Source organism: Bradyrhizobium sp. 187 (assembly GCF_023101005.1).
GTDB lineage: Bacteria > Pseudomonadota > Alphaproteobacteria > Rhizobiales > Xanthobacteraceae > Bradyrhizobium > Bradyrhizobium canariense_D.
In genome coordinates, this window is the sequence record NZ_CP064693.1 from 1,990,208 (window position 1) to 2,013,411 (window position 23,204).

Sequence of the window (23,204 nt, forward strand, 5' to 3'; positions counted from 1 at the left end):
GTATGCCTCCTCGGGGCGATAGACGCAAGGCGGGGCCGTCAGGCGCCCATCAGCCGGTGAGCGGACTGGATGACCTCTTCCAGCCCGCCGGTCAGCTTGAGGTCGCCAAGGCTCGCCAGGGCCTTTGGGGCGATCCAGCGGCAGTCGTCGAGCTCGTCGTTGAGAACCGGCTCCCGGGCCACCCAGCGGGCGGCAAAGGACATGATCAGGTAGTGGCCGGCGCCGGCCGCGGCCGGCAGCACTTCGCGCCAGCCCGCGAGGCCAATGATTTCGATATCTAGCCCGGTCTCCTCGTCGATCTCGCGCGCCAGCGCCTGGTGCAGCGATTCGCCGAACTCGACCCGGCCGCCCGGCAGCGAATAGAACCCCTTTGCCGGCGAGCGTGCGCGACGGGTCAGAAGCACCTTGCCGTCACGAAAAATCGCGGCACTGACCGCGATCTGGGGACGGGTGGGCTGAACGATCGCAGCCATGACTTCACCTGCTCGGGCTCAGTTCGCCATGATGTTGTCGACGTCGGCTTCCGCGCCGCCATTGATGATGCCGCCGCAGGCCGCGATCAGCGGCTTGACCCAGTGGGCGGCCTGCTCGGCGAGGCGAACGCGGGTCGTGTCCTTCTCGACCTCGCGCATGGCCGAGCCGACCGCCGTCAGGATCGAGGTCATGGTGTCGGTGAGGTGGTCGAACTGGGCGCGCACGTTCGGGTCGGCCTTTTCATAGGCCTCGATCGCCAGATCCCGGGCCTTGAAGTTCGAGGCGGTGAAATGCTCGGCATAGGACAGCGGCGACCAGGTCAGAAAATCTTCCGCGCATTCCGGCATGTCGGGGACCATTTCCAGCAGCATCACGGCTTCATTGAAATGGTTGAGATAGTCGGTGGCAAGCCCGGTCCGCGGGTTGATGTTGGCCACGCGCAGCCGCTCGGCCCAGGCTGCAGCCTCGGGCCCCGTCTGTCCATGCATTCGCGCCGGCTGGGAGACCGTTGAGCTCATCTGCCGCAGTGTTAACGTTCGGGGTTAAAAGGACCTGAACGGACCCTATATAGGCCCTCAAGGATGTGTGGACGCTTCGTCATAACTTCGGCCCCCGCGGCTTTGCGGCAACTGTTCGGCTACATTGAGCAGCCGAACTTCCCGCCCCGGTTCAATGTGGCCCCGACACAACCGATTCCGGTCGTGCTGGCCGAGAACGGCGCGCGCCATTTTCGCCTGATGCGCTGGGGTTTGCTGCCGGGTTGGGTCAAGGATCCCAAGGGATTTTCGCTCCTGATCAATGCCCGTTCCGAGACCGTGCTGGAGAAGCCCGCTTTCAAGAACGCGATTCGCCGGCGCCGCGGCCTGATTCCGGCCGACGGCTATTACGAATGGAAGGCGGAGGGTGGGCGCAAGCAGCCGTTCTTCATCCATCGCGCCGACGGCGCGCCGCTCGGCTTTGCAGCGGTGTTCGAGACCTGGGTCGGGCCGAACGGCGAGGAGCTCGACACGGTCGCGATCGTCACGGCGGCGGCGAGCGAGGATCTCGCCACGCTCCATGATCGCGTGCCCGTCACCATCAGCCCGCGCGATTTCGAGCGCTGGCTCGACAGCCGCAGCGATGACCTCGATGCGGTGTTGCCGCTGATGACCGCCCCGCGCATCGGCGAATTCGCCTGGCACCCGGTCTCCACCCGCGTCAACCGCGTCGCCAATGACGACGACCAGTTGCTCCTGCCGATCAGCGCGGAGGACATGGAGGCGGAGGCGCCGAAGAAGAAGGTGGTGCGGAAAGCGGCGGCCGGGCCGGCTGATGACGGGCAGGGGTCGTTGTTTTAAGCGGCTTCGCCCTTACACGATCTCCCGCGCCCGTAGTGCTGCGATCTCCGCTGCGTCAAATCCCAGCTCGCCCAGCACCGCATCCGTATCCGCGCCGAGCTCCGGCGCCATCCGGTCGAGCCTGCCGCCGCCATGCGCGAGCTTGAATCCGCTGCCGGCGAAACGAAGCCGGCCGTAGGGCGTATCGAGTTCCTGGATCGCGCCGCGCGCCTTGATCTGCGGATGGTCGATGACTTCCTCGACCTTCCAGATGCTGGCGCAGGGCGCGCCGGCGTCTTCCAGAATGGTCTCCCATTCGCGCGCAGGCCTTGCCGCGAGCGCCTCTTCGATGATGGCGCGCAGCGCCGGCTCGTTCTCGTTGCGCGCAAACCAGTCGGCAAAGCGCGGATCGCTGAGCGTGTCCTCGCGGCCGAGCGCAGACATCAGTGCGCGATATTGCTTCTCGTTGTTGACGGCGAGCAGGATGTGACCGTCGCCGCATCTAAACAAATTCGCCGTGGTCCTGCGGCTGACGGCCTGATTCCCCGACAGCTGCTGGCGATGGCCCGCGACCGACCAGTCCGCGATCTGCCCCGACAGGAACGCCATCGTCGCCTCCAGCATGGAGACGTCGATGAGCTGGCCCTTGCCGGTGCGGTCGCGCTGGTAAAGCGCGCTCGACACGCCGAACGCAGCGGTGGCGCCCGACAGCACGTCGCACACCGCAAAGCCGGCGCGGGTCGGCCCAGTCTCGGGATGACCCGTGATCGCCATGATGCCGGACAGCGCCTGCATCTTGCCGTCATAGCCGGGGCGCAGCCGGTCCGGACCGGTCTGGCCGAAGCCGGACACCGCGCAGTAGATCAGCTTCGGATTGATCGCGGACAGCGCCTCGTAGCCGATGCCGAGCTTGTCCATCACGCCGGGGCGGAAATTCTCCATGACGACGTCGACTTGCGCGGCGAGCTTCTTCACGATCGCGATCGCATCGGGCTTTTGCAGGTCGAGCGTCAGGCTGCGCTTGTTGCCGTTGATGGCCTGGAACGCGGGCGCGAGCCCGCGCTCCGCCCATTCGCGTGACAGCGGCGTGCGGCGCATGTCCTCGCCCTCGCGCCGCTCGACCTTGACGACGTCGGCGCCCAGTAGCGCGAGCTGGTAGCTCGCATAGGGGCCGGCCAGCACTTGCGTGAAGTCCAGGATCTTCACGCCCTCGAACGGTCGCGTCACGTCGCTCTCCCTGTTTGTTTTGGTTGTCGGAGGACGTCAGGCGGCGCGATTGCCGCGCGCGATCTCCTTCTGCTTGTCAAATTCGGCACGGCGGCGCTCCAGCTCTTCAGCTGAGAGCTGCGCGACGTTGTTGTAGTCGAGCTTCCAGGAAGCGTCCTCGCTCCAGCGCAGCGGCGACTGCATCGTGGTCTGCGGGCCGCTCGCGGTCTCCAGCAGTCTGAGCGCCAGCTCGAGCGTCTGCGCCTGCGAGGCGATGTCGTGCGGCTTGCCGGCGGAATTGCCGAGCGGGAAATCCGAGAACAGGAAGCGCGGCACGGCGGCGTGCTCGATGATGTCCTTGGCGCAGCCCATGATCACGGTCGGAATGCCGTTCGCCTCGAGATGCCGAGCCACCAGCGCCGTGGTCTGGTGGCAGACTGGACAGTTCGGCACCAGCACGGCGACATCGACCTTGTCGGCAAGGCAGCGCGCCAGAATTTCCGGCGCGTCGGTGTCGAGGGTGACGCGATGGCTGCGGTTGGTCGGCGCGCCGAAGAAGCGCGGGGCCACCTCGCCGATGCGCCCGGCGGTGCTTGCCTTCAAGAGCTGCGGCAGCGGAAACCAGGTGCCGTTGTCGGTGGCCGTGGTGTGCTTGCGGTCGTAGCCGATATGCGAGATGCGAAGGTCGTGGGGCTTCGCCGTGTCGCCCTCATAGACCTGGTAGAATTTCGCGCCGCCATTATACGCCGCGCCCGGTCCCTGGTCGCCCTTGGCGGGGTCGTATGGCGCGGCGGTCGTGATGATGGTGACGCTTGATTGCGACAACGGCTTCTTTAGCGGCTGGAACGGCGCCTCGGTGTAGTGAGCCCAGCGATACGCCGTGGTGTAGCCAATCGCGGCGTAATAGTCCCGCGTGCGCTGCATATAGGGAACGGGGGCGTCATAGTCGGGCGCAAAGCCGAATTCGTCGTCGCGCGAAGCGGACATGGGGCGCGTCTCCTGGTTCTTGTTGGCGACAGACTAGAGATAGTCGGGGGTGAGCTCAACGGGGGGCGAGGCAATGCAGGTCAGAATTGCACTGATAGAGCCAGGTCCGCTTTTTCCCCTCTCCCCTTGCGGGCGAGGGTGGCTCGCCGCGAAGCGGCGAGACGGGTGAGGGGTCTCTCTCCGCGTGCTCAACTGCATGAGATGCGCGCGCGGACAGAAACCCCTCATCCGCCGCTTCGCGCCACCTTCTCCTGCAAGGGGAGAAGGAAGGAAGACAACCTACCGAAACACATGCAGCGCCACATGCTGCAGCAGCATGATCGCCTTGGCGTCGATGATACGCCCGTCCGCGATCATCGCCAGCGCCTCGTCAATGCCGAGCTCCAGCACCTCGATGTCCTCGCCTTCGTGTTCGAGGCCGCCGCCGTCGCTGACTCGCATCTCCGGCTCGTACTCGGCGACGAAGAAATGCAGCTTCTCGGTGATGGCGCCGGGGCTCATAAACGCTTCGAACACCTTGTGGACGCGGTGCAGGCGATAGCCGGTTTCCTCCTCGGCCTCGGCGCGGATGCGCACCTCGGGCGAGGCGTCGTCGAGCACCCCGGCGGCGGCTTCGATCAGGAGATCGTCGTAACCGCGGATGAAGGCCGGCAAGCGGAATTGCTTCACCAGGATCACCGTGCGCCGCGCTCGGTTGTAGGGCAGCACGGCGGCGGCGTTGTCGCGCTCATAGGTCTCGCGGTGCTGCGTCTGCCATTCGCCATTGGCGCGCCGGTACTCGAACGTGGTGGTCTTGAGGGGGGTCCAGCCGTCCGAGAGCACGCGGACGTCCTTGATGCGAACGCGGTCGGATATGGTCATGCTTCGATCTCAGTTGCTTGGCGTTGTGGTGCGGCCGTCGATCCACTTCTGGAACATCACCGAGGTCGATTCCTCGAAACCCAGCGACTGGTAGAACGCATTGGCCTGCTCATTGCCGCGCCGGACCAGCAGCTGGAGCTTCAAAATTCCAGCCGCGCGCAGCCAGTCTTCGGCCGCGGCCATGATGACGCGGCCGTAGCCACGCTTCCGGCTATCCGGATCGACGGCGACGTAATAGACCCAGCCGCGATGGCCGTCATGGCCGACCATGACGGTGGCGACGATGGCGCCGTTGTCGCGGCCGAGCAGGATGGTGGAATTGTCGCGCCGTCGCGCCAGCGCGATGTCGGCATGCGGATCGTTCCACGGCCGCGTCAGCCCGCAGCGCTGCCACAGCGCGACCACGGGCTCGACTTCGGCCTCGGTGATCGCGTCGATCTTGAGCGCACTCACAGCACTTTTCCCGGGTTCATGATTCCAAGCGGATCGAGCATCGCCTTGAGCTGTCGCATCAACTCAATTGCGGTCTTGTCCTTCACGTCGGGCAACTCGTCGCGCTTGAGCACGCCGATGCCGTGCTCCGCCGAGATCGAGCCGCCCATACGCAGCACGATGGCGAACACGACCGCGTTCATCTCGTGCCAGCGCGCCAGATAGTCCGCGGTGTTGGCGCCGATGGGCTGGCTGACATTGTAGTGCAGATTGCCGTCGCCGAGATGGCCGAACGGCACCGGCCGCGCGCCGGGAATCAGCTTCACCACGGCTTCATTGGCCTCGGCGATGAAGGCCGGCACGGTGGCCACCGGCACGGAGATGTCGTGCTTGATCGAGCCGCCCTCCGGCTTTTGTGCTGACGACATTTCGTCGCGCAGCTTCCAGAAGCCAGCGCGCTGGGTGAGATTGGCCGCGATCACCGCGTCGTCGACGATCTCGTCCTCCATGGCGCGGCCGAGGATCGTTTCCAGCGGCGTCCGGGCGTCATCGCCGGGCGACGACAATTCCATCAGCACGTACCAGGCATGCTTTTGCGCGAGCGGATCGCGCACGTCGATGCCGTGGCGGATCGAGAAATCGACCGCCATCTCCGAGAGCAGCTCGAAGCTCGTCAGCGCATTGGCGGCCTCGCTTTGCGCGATCGCCAGCAGCTTCAGCGCGGCGTCCGGCGACTTCAGCCCGACGAAGGCGGTCTCGATCGACCGCGGCTTCGGAAACAGCTTCAGCGTCGCCGCCGTGATGATGCCGAGCGTGCCTTCGGCGCCGATGAACAGGTTGTGCAGATTGTAGCCGGTGTTGTCCTTCTTCAGCTTCGACAGCACGTTGAGCACGCGACCGTCCGCCAGCACCACCTCGAGCCCCAGCGCCATCTCGCGCGCGACGCCATAGGCCAGCGCGGCCGTGCCGCCGGCATTGGTCGAGAGATTGCCGCCGATGGTGCAGCTGCCCTCCGCCCCCAGCGACAGCGGAAACAGCCGGTCCACGTCCGCGGCCTTCTGCTGCGCGATCTGCAGCACGACGCCGGCCTCGCAGGTCATAGTGTTGGAGGCGGTGTCGATCTCGCGGATCTTGTCGAGCCGGCGCAGCGACACCACCACCTCGCCATTGTGCGGGGTCTGGCCGCCGACGAGCCCGGTGTTGCCGCCCTGTGGCACCAGCGCGATCTTGTGCTCGGAGGCGAGCTTGCAGATTGCGGCGACTTCCGCGGTCGAGCCCGGGCGCAGCACCAGCGGCGAGCGGCCGTGGAATAGATTGCGCTCTTCGGTGACGTAGGCCTCGATGTCGGCTACATCGGTGATGGCGTGCCTCTCGCCGACGATCTTGCGGAATTGTTCGATCAGCTCGGGCGCAAGCGGAGGGGTGGCGGGATGATTAATGTTCATTGTCTTGTCTCTTGCTTCGCTCTTATCGCGCCACAGCCGCCCGGCGCAGGCGGTCGTTGATCGCTTCGCCCAGATCCTCTTCGGGGATCGCCATCACGGCGATCGCCCGCGGCCCCCTAGCATCGAGGGCGCGAAGATAGCCGAACAGATTGGCGGCGGCTTCATCGAGATCGCCGGTGGGCGACAAATTCATGACGGCGACGGCGGCCTCCAGACCAGGCAGGCGCGCCGGGCCGAACGCCAGCAGCGCTTCGCCCGGCGCGACGTCCAGCGCATTGAGCCGCACATGGGCGTGTGGCGCGTAATGCGAGGCCAGCATGCCCGGCGCCAGCGGCTGGCTGTCTTCGCTGTCGGTCTCCGCGGGCAGTCGCGCCAGCGCTGCACCAAGCACGGCCTCGATCCGCTCGCGAGACAGCCCGCCGGGCCGCAGCAGCATCGGCGCCGCAAAACAGCCGACGATCGTCGATTCGACGCCGACCGTAACAGGTCCGCCGTCGACGATCAGGTCGATCCGCCCCGCAAGGTCGCTCTCGACATGGGCCGCCAGCGTCGGCGAGACGTGGCCGGAGATGTTGGCGGACGGCGCCACCACCGCCCCGCCAAAGGCGCGCAGGATCGCCTGCGCCACCGGATGGGCCGGAATGCGGATCGCGACCGTGTCGAGGCCCGCGGTGGCAAGCTCGGCCACCGGGCAGTTTTCCGTCTTCGGCACCACCAGCGTCAGCGGCCCCGGCCAGAACGCCTCCGCAAGGCGCAAGGCGCAGGCGTCGAATCGTCCGATCCTGCGCGCGGCCGCGAGGTCGGCGACATGCGCGATCAGCGGATTGAAGGCCGGCCGCCCCTTGGCGGCGTAAAGATGGGCGATGGCACTGGCATTTCCGGCGTCCGCCCCGAGCCCGTAGACCGTCTCGGTCGGGAACGCGACCAGCCCGCCGGCTGCCAATGTCCGGGCGGCAGCTTCCGCGCCGGCCTCGCCGGCCGGTAAAATCAGCGTTTCAAGACCCGTTTTCACAGGGATAAGATTCCTCAGCTCGGCCGCTTGCGGTGCGCCAAACCCGACGCTATAAGCCGGCCTCTTGTCGGAGTGTGGCTCAGCCCGGTAGAGCACTGCGTTCGGGACGCAGGGGTCGCAGGTTCGAATCCTGCCACTCCGACCATTCTTCCAAAAGTCGACGTTTTTCTAGAGGCTCGTTCCCAAGCTTGGCGGACCAGCCGCCGGCGCCCGGGAGCGTCTTCTTGCAACGATTTTCAGGGCGGGTCCACGGCCGATTTGGCCGGACAGGGCGGTCTGTCGCGGTGGCATGGCTCGGCATTGCCTGTTTCGATAACTCGGCGTTGCAAGCTAGGTCAGAGGACTACCGCCTCGCCACCAGCACGCCGACCATAAACGCAATCATCAGCGCCGGCAGCGGCGCCTCACGCACCATGCCGCGAACGACGTGGGTCCAGTGCTGCTCCGGGACGAGGTTCGGAGACCTGATCTCCGGCGTTGGCGTGATGCCCCATTCGGAGGCGAGTTCGGCAATCTCGCTTGAGGCAAGCCGGACGCCGTCGCGGACGCGGAAGATGGCGGCATCCGCGCGCTCGCGCGGCGCAAGCAACATCATCGTCGTGACGGCCGTACGCAGGGTCATCTCGCCGTAGCCTTGCAGCCTGACCGATTCCTCGGGGTCGGACGTCATCGAAAATACCTCACAGCGCCAAATGCCTTACAAAGCGAAGTGGCGCGCGATGGTGAATGCCATCGTCGCGCACAGGACCAGCGTGGATACCGCGCCGGCCACGCCGCGCGCGAGATCGGCCCGCGTCAGGTGCCTGGTCATGATTTTGCTCCATGCTCGGCATGGCAATGGCGGGGAGGCGGCGTTGGTTCCTGCGCGACGGGCGAATCGCGAACGCCGGCTATTTCCGCAGGAGCTCGCTCAGCGCCGCCGTCGCCTCGGCGCAGCGGATGTCGTCGATCTCGCGCGACAGGCTGAGCGCAGTCGATCTGAGCTCTTCGACCTTCCAGCTCTCGGGGTGCTGAGTCTCGAGTTGACCGAGCCGCTTGTTCAGATCGTCCAATCTGGTTTGCAACTGTTCGACGCTGGCGGCCCCATTCACCACCCAGACTCTTTGCGCACGCATCGTCGTTCCCCTGCTCGTCTCACGGCGTTGTGAGAGGGGTTCGTGGCCGCAATGGGAGTTTCTTTTGTCCGGCTTCAGACGGACGGGAACCGTTGCAGATCGGCAACGGGAGTTCCTTCGCGTTAACCTGGGTGCGACGGGAGCCAATCGCCGTCGCCGCATCAGGCCGCGCGCGGCCGCTCCGTCGATCGCTTTTCGAGGCGGCTTTCGAGAATCGCGATGCTCACCCGGATATTGTCGCGCCGGGCCCGCAGGTTCTGCGCTAGCATGGGGTAGGCGAGGTTTTGGGGATCGGAGATTCCGGCCTTCCGTTCTTCCTCCAGAATGTCGGCGTCGATCATTTGCAAGCGCCAACGCAGATCGGAGATCAATGCGTGGAGCTGTGTCGGCATGGTCGCTTCGAAACGGGACGTCGGGTGCATGATCGCCTCACGATGAGACAGACCCACTGCGGGTCTGAGGGATTTGACTCCCGTGCAGCAAGCGGAATGCCAGTGGGCGGCTGAGCGTCTCCCGCGATTGCTCGACAGCGCACCGGAACGATTGCCACTCTTTCCCGTTGCTGCAGGGGCCTCGACAACGAGGCGATCGAGGGACCCATGCCGCTCATCCGCTATTTCGTCTTCACCGGCGGCGCTCTGCTCGCCCTCCTTTTCCTCGCCGACCGGTACATGACCGCCCCCGTGAGCGCCGCCGCGCCGGCCGAGCCAGATCGGTCGATTGTGCGCGTTCATTCCGCGCAAACCTGGCCTGAGAAGATCGTCCTCGACACCAGCGTACGGCAAATATCGCTGTCCAAAGCCGAGTCGGTTCCGCCGACTCCCGCGCCTGCCGTCGCCGACGCGCTGCCCACGCAGGAGAGGCCCCGCCAAGCTTTTGCAATGGTGGCGCAGCCTGATGCGACGCCGAAGCAAGCAGCTCGGACCGTTTCGAACAAGCGCAGTGCGGAGAGGCACCGTCGACGCCAGCCCTCGCGCATGGCGGCGCGCGATCAGACGATGTTCTTCAACGAACCTGCATCGGCGGGTTGGTAAGTCGCGCTCCGTGAGATGCATCTTCCCCCCGGTAGGCGTGTAGCTGCCCATGCTCGATCGCCTGAGCAGCACGAGCGGGGGTTTGCGAGATTATCTGTTCTCGGTACTTTCCACGTGACGGTCGGGCTGCCTCTCGGTTGGGCACCGTGCCGGACAGCGAGGCTGTGCGCGCGGCGCATCGCGCGATAGTCTCTGCCGCGACCTGACCCGGGAAGCGGACGAGGGAAAGATTCGTGACGAGATTTGTGACGATCGCAGCCGGCCAGCTTGGCCCTGTCGCGCGGACCGAGACGAGAACCGCGGTCGTGGCGCGCCTGATGGCCTTGATGCGCCAGGCGAAGGCCAACGGCTGCGACCTGATCGTCTATCCCGAGCTCGCGCTGACCGCGTTCTTTCCGCGCTGGTATTTCGAGGATCAGGCTGAGATCGACAGCTTCTTTGAGCGCGAGATGCCGGGGCCGGAGACAAGAGGCCTGTTCGATCTCGCGCGCGAGATCGGCATCGGATTTTATCTTGGCGTCGCGAGATATCGCAAGGTTCATCTGCCCGGGCATGCCGAGCATGAGCCGTGGCGCGAATTCCAGCATCTGGAAAAGCGCTATTTCGATCCAGGCGATGGCTTTGGCGTGACCGAGGCCTTTGGCGGCGTGATGGGGATGGCGATCTGCAATGACCGCCGCTGGAGCGAGACCTACCGGGTGATGGGCCTGCAGGGCGTCGAGATGGTGATGATCGGCTACAACACGCCGGTGCACAATCCGCCCGCACCCGAGCATGACGATCTCTCGCTGTTCCACAATCATCTGGTGATGCAGGCCGGCGCCTACCAGAACGGCACCTTCGTGGTCGGCGTCGCCAAAGCGGGTGTCGAGGAGGGCGTCGACCACATCGGCGGAAGCTGCGTCATCGCGCCCTCCGGCGAGATCATCTCGCGATGCACGACCAAGGGGGACGAGATCGCGCTCGCCCGTTGCGATCTCGATCTCTGCAATTCTTACAAGCGCACCACTTTCAATTTCGACGTTCACCGTCAGCCGCACGCCTACGGGATGATTGTCGAACGGAAGGGAGTGACACTCATGGCCGACGGAACGCCGGTGCGAACGAAGCGGTGAGCTCTCGTAGCCCGGGTGAGCGCAGCGACACCCGGGACCGCTGTCGCTTGTGGCAAGACCCCGGATGTCGCTTCGCTCATCCGGGCTACGGGACCTTGCTGTGTCGCCCCCGTGTCAATCCGCTCTCACAAAAATATTCCGCTTTACCGAAATTCGGAAAGGGCGTATGTGTCGCCCATCCCGGCTCATCCTTGAGGGGCGATCTTGTGGTCGTCATGTTCGCGAGCCGGGCTTGCGGTGGACGCGGCAGCGTTCGGGTGCGAGAGGCTAAGGGCAGGGCGGATTGCTCTCCGTGAGCCCAAGGCTGCGTGCCGACGAGCGGCGCTGCTAGGCTTCGTCTCGTCTGTAAGTTTCCGGCTCCGTCGACAGGGCTGGGAAAACTGCGGCGAAATGGCGAGCCGTGCGTACGGCAAAACCGTGTGGTCCTGGCCGTCGTTGCTACGGTCAAGCTCTTGCGGATGCGGCATCTGCGTCAACCGGCGCGGGTGCCGGTGACTTCTGCGAGGACGAGGGAGGCCAAAGAGAACTCGGCTCCCGGGAGAGCACGGCATAAGCCGTCCAACCATCGCGCAGGGAAGGCCGAGTGATTGGCTACACCTGTATGCTGCTGTGCGGTTCTCTCTGCGTGTGCTTTTCGCGCAGCGGACCGCGGGTGCCAGCCGGCACCCGGCCTTCCCTGCGCCCTCTTGGACAAGAGGGTGAAGCGACGAAGCAAAGCTCGGGCGGAATCAGCCGCGAGGATGAGAAGGCATGTCTGCAAGTTGAAATGTGCGCAGGACCGCGATGTGGCCTGCGCCGTGGCGATGCCCGGCAGTCAGGCATAACAACCTCAAATGTCGTCGTGGCGAAGGCCAGGACCCATACCGCGAGGTCTATCGATTTAAGGCGATATCAATCCCACCGAACGAATGTCCGCCCAACCCCTTCCCTGGGATAATGGGTCCTGGCCTTGGCCAGGGGCGACGCCGGAGTTAGTGGCCCTACCGCCCCAATCACAACCAAGTGTCTTTGTTTGGAAACAAACATTCCCTATTATCCTGCAATGCAAAAAGCGGCTCGCAAATCCCCGCCCATTGGCCGTCCGCCTGGCCGTCCCCGGGAGTTCGACATGGACACCGCGCTCGACAGGGCCGTCCGCGTGTTTTCCGAGCGCGGTTATCATGCCACCTCGATCGGCGATCTCACCGCGGCGATGCGGCTGGCGACCGGCAGCGTCTACAAGGCGTTTCGCGACAAGCATGCGGTGTTTCTCGCCGCCTTCGAGCGCTACGCCGCGCTGCGCCAGGAGCAGACGCGCAGCGCGGCGGCAAAAGGCGACAATGGCCGCGAGCGGCTGCGCAACATGCTGCTGTCGTATGTAGAGCACTCCCAGGGCAGCGAGGGGCGGCGCGGCTGCCTCGTGGTCGGCAGCGCGGTCGAATTGTCCGCGGTCGATCCGGTGGTCGCCGCCCTCGTCAGCGCGCGGCTCGAGACCAACGAAGGCTTCATCGCCGGCCTCATTCGCGAGGGGCAGGCCGACGGCTCGATTCCCCGCCATGTCGCCGCCGCCGACACCGCGCGCCTGATGATCTGCATCACGCAAGGCCTGCGCGTGGTCGGCAAGGCGGGCCTTTCGCTCGACGGCAAGCGCCTGGTCGCCGTCGCGATGAAGCTGCTCGCCTGAATTTTTTGTCATATTAGGAAACGACCGTTTCCGATATCTGGAGAGCCTGTGAATGACGATGAATGCCACGATCGAGACCGCGCCGGATCCGGATGCGGTGTCGCAGCGACTGACCTTCGTGCTTGCCGCGGCCTGTGGCATGGTCGCCGCCAACATCTATTACGCCCAGCCGCTGATCGCCCCGATCAGCGCCGCGCTCGGCCTGTCGCATGAAGCGGCGGGACTGATCGTCACCATGACGCAGATCGGCTACGGCGTGGGGCTTCTCTTCATCGTCCCGCTCGGCGACCTCGTCGAGAACCGTACCCTGATTTGCTCCGTCATCACGCTCGGCGCGGCAGCCCTGCTCGCCGCGGGGTTCGCGTCCCACGCGCTGCCCTTCCTGATCGCCGCGTTGTTCATCGGACTCGGCTCGGTCGCGGTGCAGATCATCATTCCCTATGCGGCGCATCTTGCGCCGGCAGCCATTCGCGGCCGCGTCGTCGGCAACGTCTCGACCGGCCTGATGCTCGGCATCATGCTGGCGCGGCCGGTGTCGAGTTTCGTCACGGCGATGCTGTCGTGGCATGCAGTGTTCTTCTGCTCGGCCGCGTTGATGATCGTGCTCGCAGCGGTACTCTGGATGACGCTGCCGAAGCGCAGGCCGGTCGCGCGGATGCATTACGGCGAGTTGCTGCTGTCGATGCTCCATCTGGTGCGGACCACGCCGCTGCTGCGCCGCCGCGCGCTGTACCAGGCCAGCCTGTTCGGCGCCTTCAGCCTGTTCTGGACCGTGACGCCGCTGCTGCTCGCGAGCGAATTCGGCTTCACCCAGCGCGGCATCGCGCTGTTCGCGCTTGCCGGTGTCGCCGGCGTGTTCGCAGCCCCGATCGCGGGACGGCTTGCCGATCGCGGCCATAGCCGCATGGCCACGCTGGTCGCGCTGCTACTCGCGGCCGTAGGATTCCTGATTACGCATGTCGGCGCGCCCGGATCGGTGCTGAACCTCGCCTGCCTGGTCGTGGCTGCGATCGCGATCGACATCGGCGTGCAGGGCAACGTCGTGCTCGGCTTCCGCGCGATCTTCGCGCTGGGGCATGAGCACCGCAGCCGCCTGAACGGTCTCTACATGGCGACCTTCTTCACCGCGGGCGCGGCGGGCTCGGCGGTCGGCGCGTGGGCGTTTGCACAAGGCGGCTGGACGCTCGCATCGGCCTTTGGCCTCGCGCTGCCCGTCGCAGGCCTGGTCTATGCGGCCACCGAGTAGGGGCTGGTTGCTCCAATTAGCGATCCGGCCCGTTTACCAAGGCCGCCGGGTCGGCAATTTCCACCTCGCAGTTTCCCTGCCGCTGTAGTACTTTGGTCGCAAGCGAGCCTGGTTAACGGGCGGCAGGGGGAGGCTGATGAGGCGTGCGGGGCTGGTTGGCGTACCGCGGGTACGACCATGGTCGTGGCAGGCGTTTCTGCTTGGATTCATCGTTGTCGCAATGTCGGCTGCGCTCCAGGGCGGCTGTGTCGCGCTCGGCGCAAAACTCTATTTCGCGGCGTTCCTGCCCAGCCTGTTCGTGCTCGGCATTATTGCGGGCGCACCGGCGGCGGCGTTCGCCGCACTACTCACCATTCCGCTGGTATGGTGGGCATTCATGCCGCCCTTCTTCGAGTTCAATTCGCTGACCAGCGCGCATGCCGATTCCATCAAGCTGTTCTGCCTGCTCGCCGTGCTGGTGATCGGCCTTGCCGATCTCTGCCGCGAGATCATCAGCCGCGGTGGGTTGAAGCCGCGGGGCGAGAGCGCGGCGACGAATTCGCAATAGATCGGCCTTGTGCGGCCGCGCACGTTGCGCGCGGGCAACAGTCCGGAAACCATTCGCACGCTTGCTGTGCGGCGCTAACTTTTCGAAAAAGATTTGGCCGCAATTTCTCCCTCGGGAATGACGAGGGAGTTTTCGGACATGAACGGCCAAATCACCGGTCACGCCATCTTGGAGAACGTGCGCCGCTACCGCGGTATCGCATCGCTCTATCGCCAGACCGCTGCATTCCGCCCGGACCAGAGCTGGTCGCTGCTCGAGCAGGCGAAGGATTGGGAAGCGCGGGCGCTGCTGGAGCTGGAAGCCTATTTCGCCGCGCGGATGGACTACGCCCCTACACGCGCGGCCTGATCGTTAACCATCGGCGCGGCCTTGCGCAGGCCCGCCGAAGGGCCGGTCGTCGGGTCGTGCACGGAAAACACGGGGCGATTACGGAGTTATCTCGTCGCCCGTCTGTGCTAGCAACGTCCCGACCGAGACATCCCAATTCGGCCGGGGCAAGCGATGACCACCTTCAACCGCATCTTCACGACCGAGCGCCTGCTCCAGATCATCGTCATTCTCGCGGCTACGGTCGCGATGAAGCTGATGGGCTGAATTTCGACGGGCTATCGCGCGCCGAATTCGGGCACGTCGGGAAGATAGTTCGACCCCTCCGATCCCAAGAAATCGAACATCGCCTGCGCCGGCGGCAACAGCACCTTGTCGCTGCGGCGGATCACGTACCATTGCCGCACGATCGGCAGGCCCGCGACGTCGAGCACGATCAGCCGGCCCTCGGTGAGCTCGTGCGCCACGGTGTGGGCCGAGATGAAGGCGATGCCGAGCCCGGCGATGACCGCCTGCTTGATGGTCTCGTTGCTGCTCATCTCCATGCCGATGATCGGCTCAAGATCCGACCTCTGGAACATGCCTTCCATCAGTGTCCGCGTCCCCGAGCCGGGCTCGCGGGTGAGGAAGGTCTCGTGCACGAGGTCGGTGAGGTTGAGGCCGGAATCCTTCTCCAGCCAGTGCCCCTTGCGCGCGACGATGATGTGCGGATTGCGCCCGAGCTGCCGGACGTCGACGCTGACATCGGCCGGTGGCCGACCCATCACCGCGAAGTCGAGGTCGTAGCCGTGCATGGCCCCGCGGATCTCCTCGCGATTGCCGACCGTGAGCTTGATCTCGATCTTCGGATACCGCTTCGAGAATGCCGCGATCGCGTGCGGCACGAAATATTTCGCGGTCGAGACCGCGCCGAGATGCACCGTGCCGCCGGTTCGCCCCGCAAGCAGGTCGAGCGAACCCTGGCAGTCCGCGATTGCGGCCTCGACGCGCTCGGCGAGCGCCAGCACCTCCTTGCCGGCTTCCGTCAGCAGCATGCCGTCGCCGGTCCGCTGCAGCAGCGGCAGTCCGGCGAGATCCTGCAGCTGGCGCAATTGCTGGGTCACGGCCGGCTGCGTCAGGCCGAGCTGGGTCGAGGCTGCCGTGACGCTGCCTTTTGCCGAGAGCGCCGCAAGCGAGCGAAGCTGCCGGATCGTGAGATGCCGGAGCTGTGCCGCCGAATGGACATTATAAGATAATTCTTTAGCGCTCATTATGAATAGAAATTTTCCTTATTAAGCCGCCTCTGTCAATCTCGTCGTTGTTGGCACTGACCGCACCGACCTCCCAGCGAGGAGGGAACTGGATGCGGCGCCTGCAAAGGGATGGACGCAGATGACCGGGCAACTCAGGCTGGACGACCACCTTCAGCGGTATTCCGAGACGGCGCCGCATGCGCTGGCCGTAGCGGCCGCGGTCGATGCCATCGCGGCGGCCGCGATCGAGATCGCCGATCTTATCGCCACGGGAGACCTTGCGGATGCGTCGGGCCTGACCACCGGCCGCAACAGCGACGGTGACGTGCAGCGCGATCTCGACGTGCAGGCGGATGCGATCCTGCGCCGCTGTCTCGGCAAGCTGCCGATCGCGGCACTGGCGTCGGAGGAGATGCGTGAACCGCAGATCGGTGACCGCGCGGCGAAGATCTGCGTCGCGATCGATCCGCTCGACGGCTCCTCCAATATCGACATCAACATGACCGTGGGCACGATCTTCTCGATCCTGCCCGCGCCCGACGATCTCGCGCTCGCCTTCCATCAGCGCGGCTCGGCGCAGCTCGCGGCGGGATTCGTCACCTACGGCCCGCAGACCTCGCTGGTGCTGACGCTCGGCGAGGGCGTCGACATCTTCACGCTTGACCGCGGGTCCGGTTGCTTCCGTCTCGCGCGTAGCGCCGTGCAAATCTCCGAGACCTGCGAGGAGTTCGCGATCAACGCCTCGAACCGCCGGCATTGGGAACAGCCGGTGCGCGCCTTCGTCGACGAATGCCTCGCCGGTGTGGAAGGGCAGGCCAACCACAATTTCAACATGCGCTGGGTCGGCTCGCTGGTGGCCGAGGCCTATCGCATCCTTACCCGCGGCGGCGTGTTCCTCTATCCCTCCGATGCACGGCCTGGCTATGGCGACGGCCGCCTGCGCCTCGTCTACGAGGCGCATCCGATGGCTTACATCGTCGAGCAGGCCGGCGGCTCGGCTTCGACCGGGCGCGAGCGTATCCTCGAACTCTCGGCGCAGAGCCTGCATCAACGCGTGCCGCTGATCATGGGTTCGAACAACGAGGTGCAGCGCGTCGAGGAACTGCATTGCGATCCCTTGCTGGTCGCCAGCGTCTCCGCACCGCTGTTCGCGCGGCGCGGCTTCTTCCGGCTCTGAGCGAGGCGCCCCGATGTCCAGGAAGCATCCGATCATCTCCATCACCGGCTCTTCCGGCGCCGGCACCACGTCGGTCAAGAAGACCTTTGAGCAGATCTTCTTCCGCGAGAGGGTCAACGCCGCCTACATCGAAGGCGACGCCTTCCATCGCTACGATCGCGCGGAAATGCGCACGCAGATGGCGAAGGAGGCCGATCGCGGCAACAGGCATTTCAGCCATTTCAGCCCCGAGACCAATCTGTTCGAGGAGCTGGAGCGGGCGTTCCGCGACTATGGCGAGACCGGCACGGCGACGACGCGGCACTACGTCCACGACGCCGAGGAATCCGCGCTGCATGGCGCCGCACCCGGCACCTTCACCGAATGGAAACGGCTGCCGGAGAGCTCCGACCTTCTGTTCTACGAGGGCCTGCACGGTGCTGTCGTTACCGACAAGGTCAACGTCGCGCGTTATGCCGACCTCAAGATCGGCGTCGTGCCCGTTATCAATCTCGAATGGATCCAGAAGCTGCACCGCGACCGCAGTGCGCGAGGCTATTCGACCGAGGCCGTTACCGACACCGTTCTGCGGCGGATGCCCGATTACATCCACTACATCTGCCCGCAATTTTCCGAGACCGACATCAACTTCCAGCGTGTGCCGACGGTGGACACCTCCAATCCGTTCATCGCGCGCTGGATCCCGACGCCGGACGAGTCGATGGTCGTGATCCGCTTCAAGAACCCGCGCGGCATCGACTTCCCCTATCTGCTCTCGATGCTGCCGCAAAGCTGGATGTCGCGTGCCAATTCGATCGTGTGTCCCGGCGCGAAACTCGATCTTGCGATGCAGCTGATCCTGACGCCGCTGATCATGCAGCTGATCGAGCGTAAGCGAAACCTGAAGTGAACGAGGGGAGGATCCGATGAACATCTCCGTCCACGCCGACGCTGACCTCACGGCGGTATCGCATGGCGATCTCGCCAACGCCGTCCGCTTCCTCGCGGTCGACGCCATCGAGACTTCGCAGTCCGGCCACCCCGGACTGCCCATGGGCATGGCCGATGTCGCCACCGTGCTGTTCTCGCGCTTCCTGAAGTTCGACTCGGCTCACCCCCATTGGCCGGATCGCGATCGCTTCGTGCTGTCGGCGGGCCATGGCTCGATGCTGCTCTATGCATTGCTCCATCTCACCGGCGGCGACGTCAGCCTCGATGACATCAAGGCGTTCCGGCAATGGGGCTCGAAGACGCCGGGCCATCCGGAATACGGCCATACGCCGGGCGTCGAGACGACGACCGGTCCGCTGGGGCAGGGGATTGCGACCGCGGTCGGCATGGCACTCGCCGAGCGCATGGCCAATGCGCAACATGGCGACGGCCTCGTCGATCATTTCACGTACGTCATCGCCGGCGACGGCTGTCTGATGGAAGGCATCAGCCAGGAAGCGATCTCGCTCGCCGGGCATCTCGGGCTGGGCCGCCTGATCGTGCTGTTCGACGACAACGGCATATCCATTGACGGCCCGACCTCGCTTGCGACCTCCGATGACCAGCTCGCGCGCTTCGCTGCCTCCGGCTGGTCGGTGCGCGGTGTTGACGGGCACGATCCCGAAGCAGTTGCGCAGGCGATTGCCGAGGAGCGTGAGAGCACAAGACCGTCGCTGATCGCCTGCCGCACCATCATCGGCTTCGGCGCGCCGGATCGTCAGGGCACCGAGAAGGCGCATGGCGCGCCGCTCGGCACGGAGCAGACGGCCGCGGCGCGGCGAACGCTCGGCTGGGACTATCAGCCCTTCGTGGTGCCTGTCACGATCCTGAAAGCATGGCGGATGATCGGGCAGCGCGGGCAGGTCGAGCGTCTCGCCTGGCTCGATCGCTATGAATGCGCGACGCCCGAGCAGCGCGACCTGTTTATCGAGGGCAAGGCGGTTGCCCTGCCGAACGCCTATGCCCAGGCCTCGGCGAAATTGCGCGAGCGCTTTGCCACCGAGCGTCCGAAGCTCGCGACGCGGCAGGCGTCGCAACAGGTGCTCGACGGCATCGCCGAGACGATTCCCGGATTTGTCGGCGGCTCGGCGGATCTCACGCATTCGAACCTGACGCATGCCAAGGCGCAGACCCCGGTCAAGCGCGACGCGTTCGCCGGCGATTACATCCATTACGGCATCCGCGAGCATGGCATGGCGGCCGCGATGAACGGCCTCGCGCTGTACGGGGGCTTCATTCCCTATGGCGGCACCTTCCTCGCGTTCTCCGATTACAGCCGGCCGGCGATCCGCCTTGCGGCCTTGATGCGGATCCGCGTCATTCATGTGATGACCCATGACTCCATTGGCCTCGGTGAGGACGGCCCCACGCACCAACCGGTCGAGCATCTCGCAGCGCTCCGCGTCATTCCGAACCTGCTTGTTTTCCGGCCGGCCGACGCGGTTGAGACGCTGGAAGCATGGGACTGCGCGCTCCAAGCTGAAAATCGTCCCTCCGTGCTGTGCCTGTCCCGTCAGGCGCTGCCGACCTTCCGCAGCGATGTCCGCGGGAGGAACCGCGTCGCACGCGGCGCCTATCTGATCGTTTCGCCGGACGGTGGCCGCGACGTGACGCTCATCGCAACGGGTTCGGAAGTGTCTATTGCGCTGGAGGCGGCCCGCCTGCTCGCTACCGAGCACGTCCGTGCGGCCGTGGTCTCCGCGCCCTGCTTCGCGTTGTTCGAGGAGCAGCCGGAGGATTACCGCGCCGCTGTGCTCGGCACCGCGCCGCGGGTTGGCATCGAGGCGGCAGTCGTCGGCGATTGGCACCGCTGGATCGGCACCGAGGGCGAATTCGTCGGCATGCGCGGCTTCGGCGCTTCGGCGCCGGCCCCGGTGCTCTACCGCGAATTCGGCATCACGCCGCAAGGCGTTGCGGAAGCCGCCCGGCGGGCGATGGCCCGCGCCGGCAAGCAATAACAGGAGGATTTGTCGTGGCCCGTATCACTCTTCGTCAGCTGCTCGACCACGCCGCCAGTCACGGCTACGCGGTGCCGGCGTTCAACATCAACAACATGGAGCAGGGCATCGCGATCATGCAGGCGGCGGCCGAGGTCGACGCGCCCGTCATCATCCAGGCTTCGCGCGGCGCGCGCAGCTATGCCGGCGACCTCATGCTCTCGCACATGATCGATGCGCTGGAGCGGACCTATCCAGACATCCCGCTCTGCCTGCACCAGGACCATGGCAATGACGAGGCGACCTGCGCGTCCGCGATCGCCCATGGCTTCACCTCGGTGATGATGGACGGCTCGCTCAAGGCCGACGCCAAGACCGCGGCCGACTACGACTACAACGTTGCGATCACCCGCCGCGTCGTCGATCTCGCGCATTGGGTCGGTGCCTCCGTCGAAGGCGAGCTCGGCGTGCTCGGCTCGCTCGAGCATGGGGGCGGCGAGCAGGAGGACGGTCACGGCGTCGAAGGCACGGTCAGCCATGATCAGTTGCTCACGGATCCCGACCAGGCGGTCGACTTCGTCCGCGCCACCAAAGTCGATGCGCTCGCGATCGCGATGGGCACCTCGCACGGCGCCTACAAGTTCAGCCGCAAGCCGGACGGCGACATTCTGGCGATGCGGGTGGTCGAGGAGATTCATCGCCGGCTGCCGAACACGCATCTCGTGATGCACGGCTCTTCCTCTGTGCCGCAGCCCCTCCAGGACATGTTCAACCAGTTTGGCGGCGAGATGCCGCAGACCTGGGGCGTGCCGGTCGAGGAGATCGTCCGCGGCATCACGAGCGGCGTGCGCAAGGTCAATATCGACACCGACTGCCGGCTGGCAATGACCGCGGTGTTCCGGAAAGTGGCCGCGCAAACGCGCTCCGAGTTCGATCCGCGCAAATTTCTCAAGCCCGCCATGGATGCGATGCGCGAGCTCTGCCGCGAGCGCTTCGAGCAGTTCGGCACCGCAGGCCACGCCAGCGGTATCAAGGTCGTTCCCTTGAGCGAGATGGCGCGGCGCTACCGCGCCGGCGATCTCGATCCGCGCGTCGACGCCCGCGAGCCCGTCGCGGCCTAATCATTCAGAGAGAGAAGAGCAGGAGAGAGCCATGAATGCACATGCAGGAACCGTCCGCGGCAAGGAAAGATATCGATCGGGCGTGATGGAATACAAGCGCATGGGCTATTGGGAGCCCGACTACGTGCCCAAGGACACCGACGTCATCGCGCTGTTCCGCGTCACGCCGCAAGAGGGCGTCGATCCGATCGAGGCGTCAGCCGCAGTCGCCGGCGAATCCTCGACCGCGACCTGGACGGTGGTGTGGACCGATCGGTTGACCGCCGCCGAGAAGTATCGCGCGAAATGCTACCGCGTCGATCCGGTGCCGGGCACGCCGGGCTCGTACTTCGCCTACATCGCCTATGACCTCGACCTGTTCGAGCCGGGCTCGATCGCCAACCTCTCGGCCTCGATCATCGGCAACGTATTTGGCTTCAAGCCACTGAAGGCGCTGCGGCTGGAGGACATGCGTTTCCCGGTCGCGTATGTGAAGACGTTCCAGGGACCGGCCACCGGCATCGTGGTCGAGCGCGAGCGGCTCGACAAGTTCGGCAGGCCGCTGCTCGGCGCGACCGTCAAGCCTAAGCTCGGCCTCTCGGGCCGCAATTACGGTCGCGTGGTCTACGAGGCGCTGAAGGGCGGGCTCGACTTCACCAAGGATGACGAGAACATCAACTCGCAGCCGTTCATGCACTGGCGCGACCGCTTCCTTTATTGCATGGAGGCGGTGAACCGGGCGCAGGCGGCCTCCGGTGAGGCCAAGGGGACCTACCTGAATATCACCGCGGGAACCATGGAGGATATGTACGAGCGCGCCGAGTTCGCGAAGGAGCTCGGGTCCTGCATCGTCATGATCGATCTCGTGATCGGCTACACCGCAATCCAGTCGATGGCGAAATGGGCGCGCCGCAACGACATGATCCTGCATCTGCATCGCGCCGGTCACTCGACCTACACGCGGCAGAAAAGCCATGGGGTGTCGTTCCGCGTCATCGCCAAGTGGATGCGGCTCGCCGGCGTCGATCACATCCATGCCGGCACCGTGGTCGGCAAGCTCGAAGGCGATCCCAACACCACGCGCGGCTATTACGATGTCTGTCGCGAAGACTTCAACCCGGCCAAGCTCGAACACGGCCTGTTCTTCGACCAGTCATGGGCGAGCCTGAACAAGATGATGCCGGTCGCCTCCGGCGGCATCCATGCCGGCCAGATGCACCAGCTGCTCGACCTGCTCGGCGAGGACGTCGTGCTCCAGTTCGGCGGCGGCACCATCGGCCATCCCATGGGCATCGCGGCCGGCGCGATCGCCAACCGTGTGGCGCTGGAAGCGATGATCCTCGCCCGCAACGAGGGCCGCGACTACGTCCACGAAGGACCGGAGATCCTGGCCAGGGCGGCCGAGACCTGTACGCCGCTGAAAGCTGCACTTGAGGTTTGGAAGGACGTCTCCTTCAATTATGAATCCACCGACACGCCGGACTTCGTGCCGACCGCGCTCGAAACCGTTTGAGGAGATTTGACATGAAGCTGACCCAAGGCTGCTTCTCATTCCTGCCCGATCTGACCGACGACCAGATCACCAAGCAGGTGCAGTATTGCCTGACCAACGGCTGGGCGGTGAACATCGAGTTCACCGACGATCCGCATCCCCGCAACACCTATTGGGAGATGTGGGGCCTGCCGATGTTCGATCTCCAGGACGCCGCCGGCGTGATGATGGAGCTCGCCGAATGCCGCAGAGTGTATGGCGACCGATACATCCGCCTCAGCGGCTTCGACTCCAGCCATGGCTGGGAATCGGTGCGGATCTCGTTCATCGTCAACCGCCCGCCGCAGGAAGCCGAGTTCGAGCTGGTGCGGCAGGAGGTGAGCGGACGCGCGATCCGCTACACCACCGTGCGCCGGCAGCTCGCGCACGCACCAACCTAAGTCATTCTCCTCCGCGCGGAGCACTCCCTGCTCCGTTTCCTTGGCGGACCACTGCTTCGCCGCTCCCCCGCGGCGAA

General features: G+C 65.3%; 25 protein-coding genes and 1 tRNA gene. 14 read left to right on the plus strand and 12 right to left on the minus strand.

The features are described 5' to 3' along the window. Positions 1-38 precede the first annotated feature (38 nt). Both IVB19_RS09490 and IVB19_RS09495 read right to left on the minus strand, forming a co-directional pair. On the minus strand, positions 39-473 hold the full coding sequence (locus tag IVB19_RS09490) for an NUDIX hydrolase (RefSeq protein WP_018458821.1): 435 nt from the start codon (positions 471-473) through the stop codon (positions 39-41). A gap of 18 nt (positions 474-491) precedes the next feature. Next, positions 492-992, minus strand: a complete 501-nt coding sequence (locus tag IVB19_RS09495) for a hypothetical protein (RefSeq protein ID WP_085352590.1) — start codon at positions 990-992, stop codon at positions 492-494. Between the two features lie 63 nt (positions 993-1,055). On the opposite strand from IVB19_RS09495, the gene IVB19_RS09500 reads away from it, so the two are divergent. Further along, positions 1,056-1,811, plus strand: coding sequence for an SOS response-associated peptidase (locus IVB19_RS09500; protein WP_026233667.1), 756 nt, complete (start codon positions 1,056-1,058; stop codon positions 1,809-1,811). Between the two features lie 12 nt (positions 1,812-1,823). On the opposite strand, the gene IVB19_RS09505 is transcribed toward IVB19_RS09500, so the two are convergent. The 6 genes from IVB19_RS09505 to IVB19_RS09530 form a co-directional block, all read right to left on the minus strand. Next, positions 1,824-3,017, minus strand: a complete 1,194-nt coding sequence (locus IVB19_RS09505; RefSeq protein WP_018458818.1) for a CaiB/BaiF CoA transferase family protein — start codon at positions 3,015-3,017, stop codon at positions 1,824-1,826. Positions 3,018-3,053: 36 nt separating this feature from the next. Next, positions 3,054-3,983, minus strand: a complete 930-nt coding sequence (locus tag IVB19_RS09510; RefSeq protein WP_018458817.1) for a glycine reductase — start codon at positions 3,981-3,983, stop codon at positions 3,054-3,056. A gap of 279 nt (positions 3,984-4,262) precedes the next feature. Then, positions 4,263-4,844, minus strand: a complete 582-nt coding sequence (locus IVB19_RS09515) for an NUDIX hydrolase (RefSeq protein ID WP_018458816.1) — start codon at positions 4,842-4,844, stop codon at positions 4,263-4,265. A 9-nt stretch (positions 4,845-4,853) separates the two neighbouring features. Then, the gene (locus tag IVB19_RS09520; protein ID WP_018458815.1) at positions 4,854-5,297 is read right to left on the minus strand and encodes a GNAT family acetyltransferase; all 444 of its coding nucleotides are present in this window, start codon (positions 5,295-5,297) and stop codon (positions 4,854-4,856) included. Then, a complete protein-coding gene (locus tag IVB19_RS09525) occupies positions 5,294-6,721 on the minus strand; it encodes an FAD-binding oxidoreductase (RefSeq protein WP_018458814.1) in 1,428 nt (475 codons plus the stop codon). The genes IVB19_RS09520 and IVB19_RS09525 overlap by 4 nt, the downstream gene beginning before the upstream one ends. A 22-nt stretch (positions 6,722-6,743) precedes the next feature. Then, positions 6,744-7,733: an L-threonylcarbamoyladenylate synthase gene (locus tag IVB19_RS09530; RefSeq protein WP_026233666.1), complete on the minus strand. Its 990-nt coding sequence runs from the start codon at positions 7,731-7,733 to the stop codon at positions 6,744-6,746. A gap of 68 nt (positions 7,734-7,801) precedes the next feature. Between IVB19_RS09530 and IVB19_RS09535 the strand changes: the two genes are divergently transcribed. Further along, positions 7,802-7,878: transfer RNA gene (locus tag IVB19_RS09535), tRNA-Pro, on the plus strand. Between the two features lie 198 nt (positions 7,879-8,076). Here IVB19_RS09535 and IVB19_RS09540 read toward each other — a convergent pair. The 3 genes from IVB19_RS09540 to IVB19_RS09550 all read right to left on the minus strand — a co-directional run bounded on the left by IVB19_RS09540 (position 8,077) and on the right by IVB19_RS09550 (position 9,240). Beyond that, positions 8,077-8,403, minus strand: a complete 327-nt coding sequence (locus tag IVB19_RS09540) for a hypothetical protein (RefSeq protein WP_085352582.1) — start codon at positions 8,401-8,403, stop codon at positions 8,077-8,079. Between the two features lie 220 nt (positions 8,404-8,623). Then, a complete protein-coding gene (locus IVB19_RS09545; protein ID WP_026233665.1) occupies positions 8,624-8,848 on the minus strand; it encodes a hypothetical protein in 225 nt (74 codons plus the stop codon). A gap of 161 nt (positions 8,849-9,009) precedes the next feature. Next, a complete protein-coding gene (locus tag IVB19_RS09550) occupies positions 9,010-9,240 on the minus strand; it encodes a hypothetical protein (protein ID WP_456777241.1) in 231 nt (76 codons plus the stop codon). Positions 9,241-9,447: 207 nt separating this feature from the next. Here IVB19_RS09550 and IVB19_RS09555 point away from each other — a divergent pair, with 207 nt between their 5' ends. From IVB19_RS09555 to IVB19_RS09580, 6 genes are all read left to right on the plus strand, one after another. Then, the gene (locus IVB19_RS09555) at positions 9,448-9,882 is read left to right on the plus strand and encodes a hypothetical protein (RefSeq protein WP_018458810.1); all 435 of its coding nucleotides are present in this window, start codon (positions 9,448-9,450) and stop codon (positions 9,880-9,882) included. Positions 9,883-10,115: 233 nt separating this feature from the next. Then, complete coding sequence (locus IVB19_RS09560) at positions 10,116-10,997, plus strand: N-carbamoyl-D-amino-acid hydrolase (RefSeq protein WP_247821344.1); 882 nt, start codon at positions 10,116-10,118, stop codon at positions 10,995-10,997. 1,042 nt (positions 10,998-12,039) lie between these two features. Further along, positions 12,040-12,660, plus strand: coding sequence for a TetR/AcrR family transcriptional regulator (locus tag IVB19_RS09565; protein ID WP_039799656.1), 621 nt, complete (start codon positions 12,040-12,042; stop codon positions 12,658-12,660). 52 nt (positions 12,661-12,712) lie between these two features. After that, positions 12,713-13,906, plus strand: a complete 1,194-nt coding sequence (locus IVB19_RS09570) for an MFS transporter (protein ID WP_018456177.1) — start codon at positions 12,713-12,715, stop codon at positions 13,904-13,906. Between the two features lie 136 nt (positions 13,907-14,042). Beyond that, on the plus strand, positions 14,043-14,453 hold the full coding sequence (locus IVB19_RS09575) for a hypothetical protein (protein WP_026233102.1): 411 nt from the start codon (positions 14,043-14,045) through the stop codon (positions 14,451-14,453). Positions 14,454-14,591: 138 nt separating this feature from the next. After that, complete coding sequence (locus IVB19_RS09580; protein WP_018456179.1) at positions 14,592-14,801, plus strand: hypothetical protein; 210 nt, start codon at positions 14,592-14,594, stop codon at positions 14,799-14,801. 257 nt (positions 14,802-15,058) lie between these two features. Here IVB19_RS09580 and IVB19_RS09585 read toward each other — a convergent pair whose 3' ends face one another. Next, entirely contained in the window at positions 15,059-16,030 is a 972-nt protein-coding gene (locus IVB19_RS09585) for a LysR family transcriptional regulator (protein WP_018456181.1), read from the minus strand. Positions 16,031-16,151: 121 nt separating this feature from the next. On the opposite strand from IVB19_RS09585, the gene IVB19_RS09590 reads away from it, so the two are divergent. The 6 genes from IVB19_RS09590 to IVB19_RS09615 are packed head-to-tail and all read left to right on the plus strand — an operon-like array spanning position 16,152 to position 23,127. Continuing rightward, positions 16,152-17,189 carry a class 1 fructose-bisphosphatase gene (locus tag IVB19_RS09590; RefSeq protein WP_018456182.1) on the plus strand — a complete coding sequence of 346 codons (1,038 nt, stop codon included), beginning with the start codon at positions 16,152-16,154 and terminating at the stop codon, positions 17,187-17,189. Positions 17,190-17,202: 13 nt separating this feature from the next. Next, positions 17,203-18,078 (plus strand): phosphoribulokinase, encoded by an 876-nt coding sequence (locus tag IVB19_RS09595; RefSeq protein ID WP_018456183.1) that lies wholly within the window; start codon positions 17,203-17,205, stop codon positions 18,076-18,078. Between the two features lie 16 nt (positions 18,079-18,094). Further along, positions 18,095-20,116: a transketolase gene (gene tkt / locus IVB19_RS09600; RefSeq protein WP_018456184.1), complete on the plus strand. Its 2,022-nt coding sequence runs from the start codon at positions 18,095-18,097 to the stop codon at positions 20,114-20,116. Positions 20,117-20,130: 14 nt separating this feature from the next. Then, a complete protein-coding gene (gene fba, locus IVB19_RS09605) occupies positions 20,131-21,216 on the plus strand; it encodes a class II fructose-bisphosphate aldolase (RefSeq protein WP_018456185.1) in 1,086 nt (361 codons plus the stop codon). 31 nt (positions 21,217-21,247) lie between these two features. Beyond that, complete coding sequence (locus tag IVB19_RS09610) at positions 21,248-22,708, plus strand: form I ribulose bisphosphate carboxylase large subunit (protein WP_085352576.1); 1,461 nt, start codon at positions 21,248-21,250, stop codon at positions 22,706-22,708. Between the two features lie 11 nt (positions 22,709-22,719). Further along, entirely contained in the window at positions 22,720-23,127 is a 408-nt protein-coding gene (locus IVB19_RS09615) for a ribulose bisphosphate carboxylase small subunit (protein WP_018456187.1), read from the plus strand. The last annotated feature ends 77 nt before the right edge of the window (positions 23,128-23,204 follow it).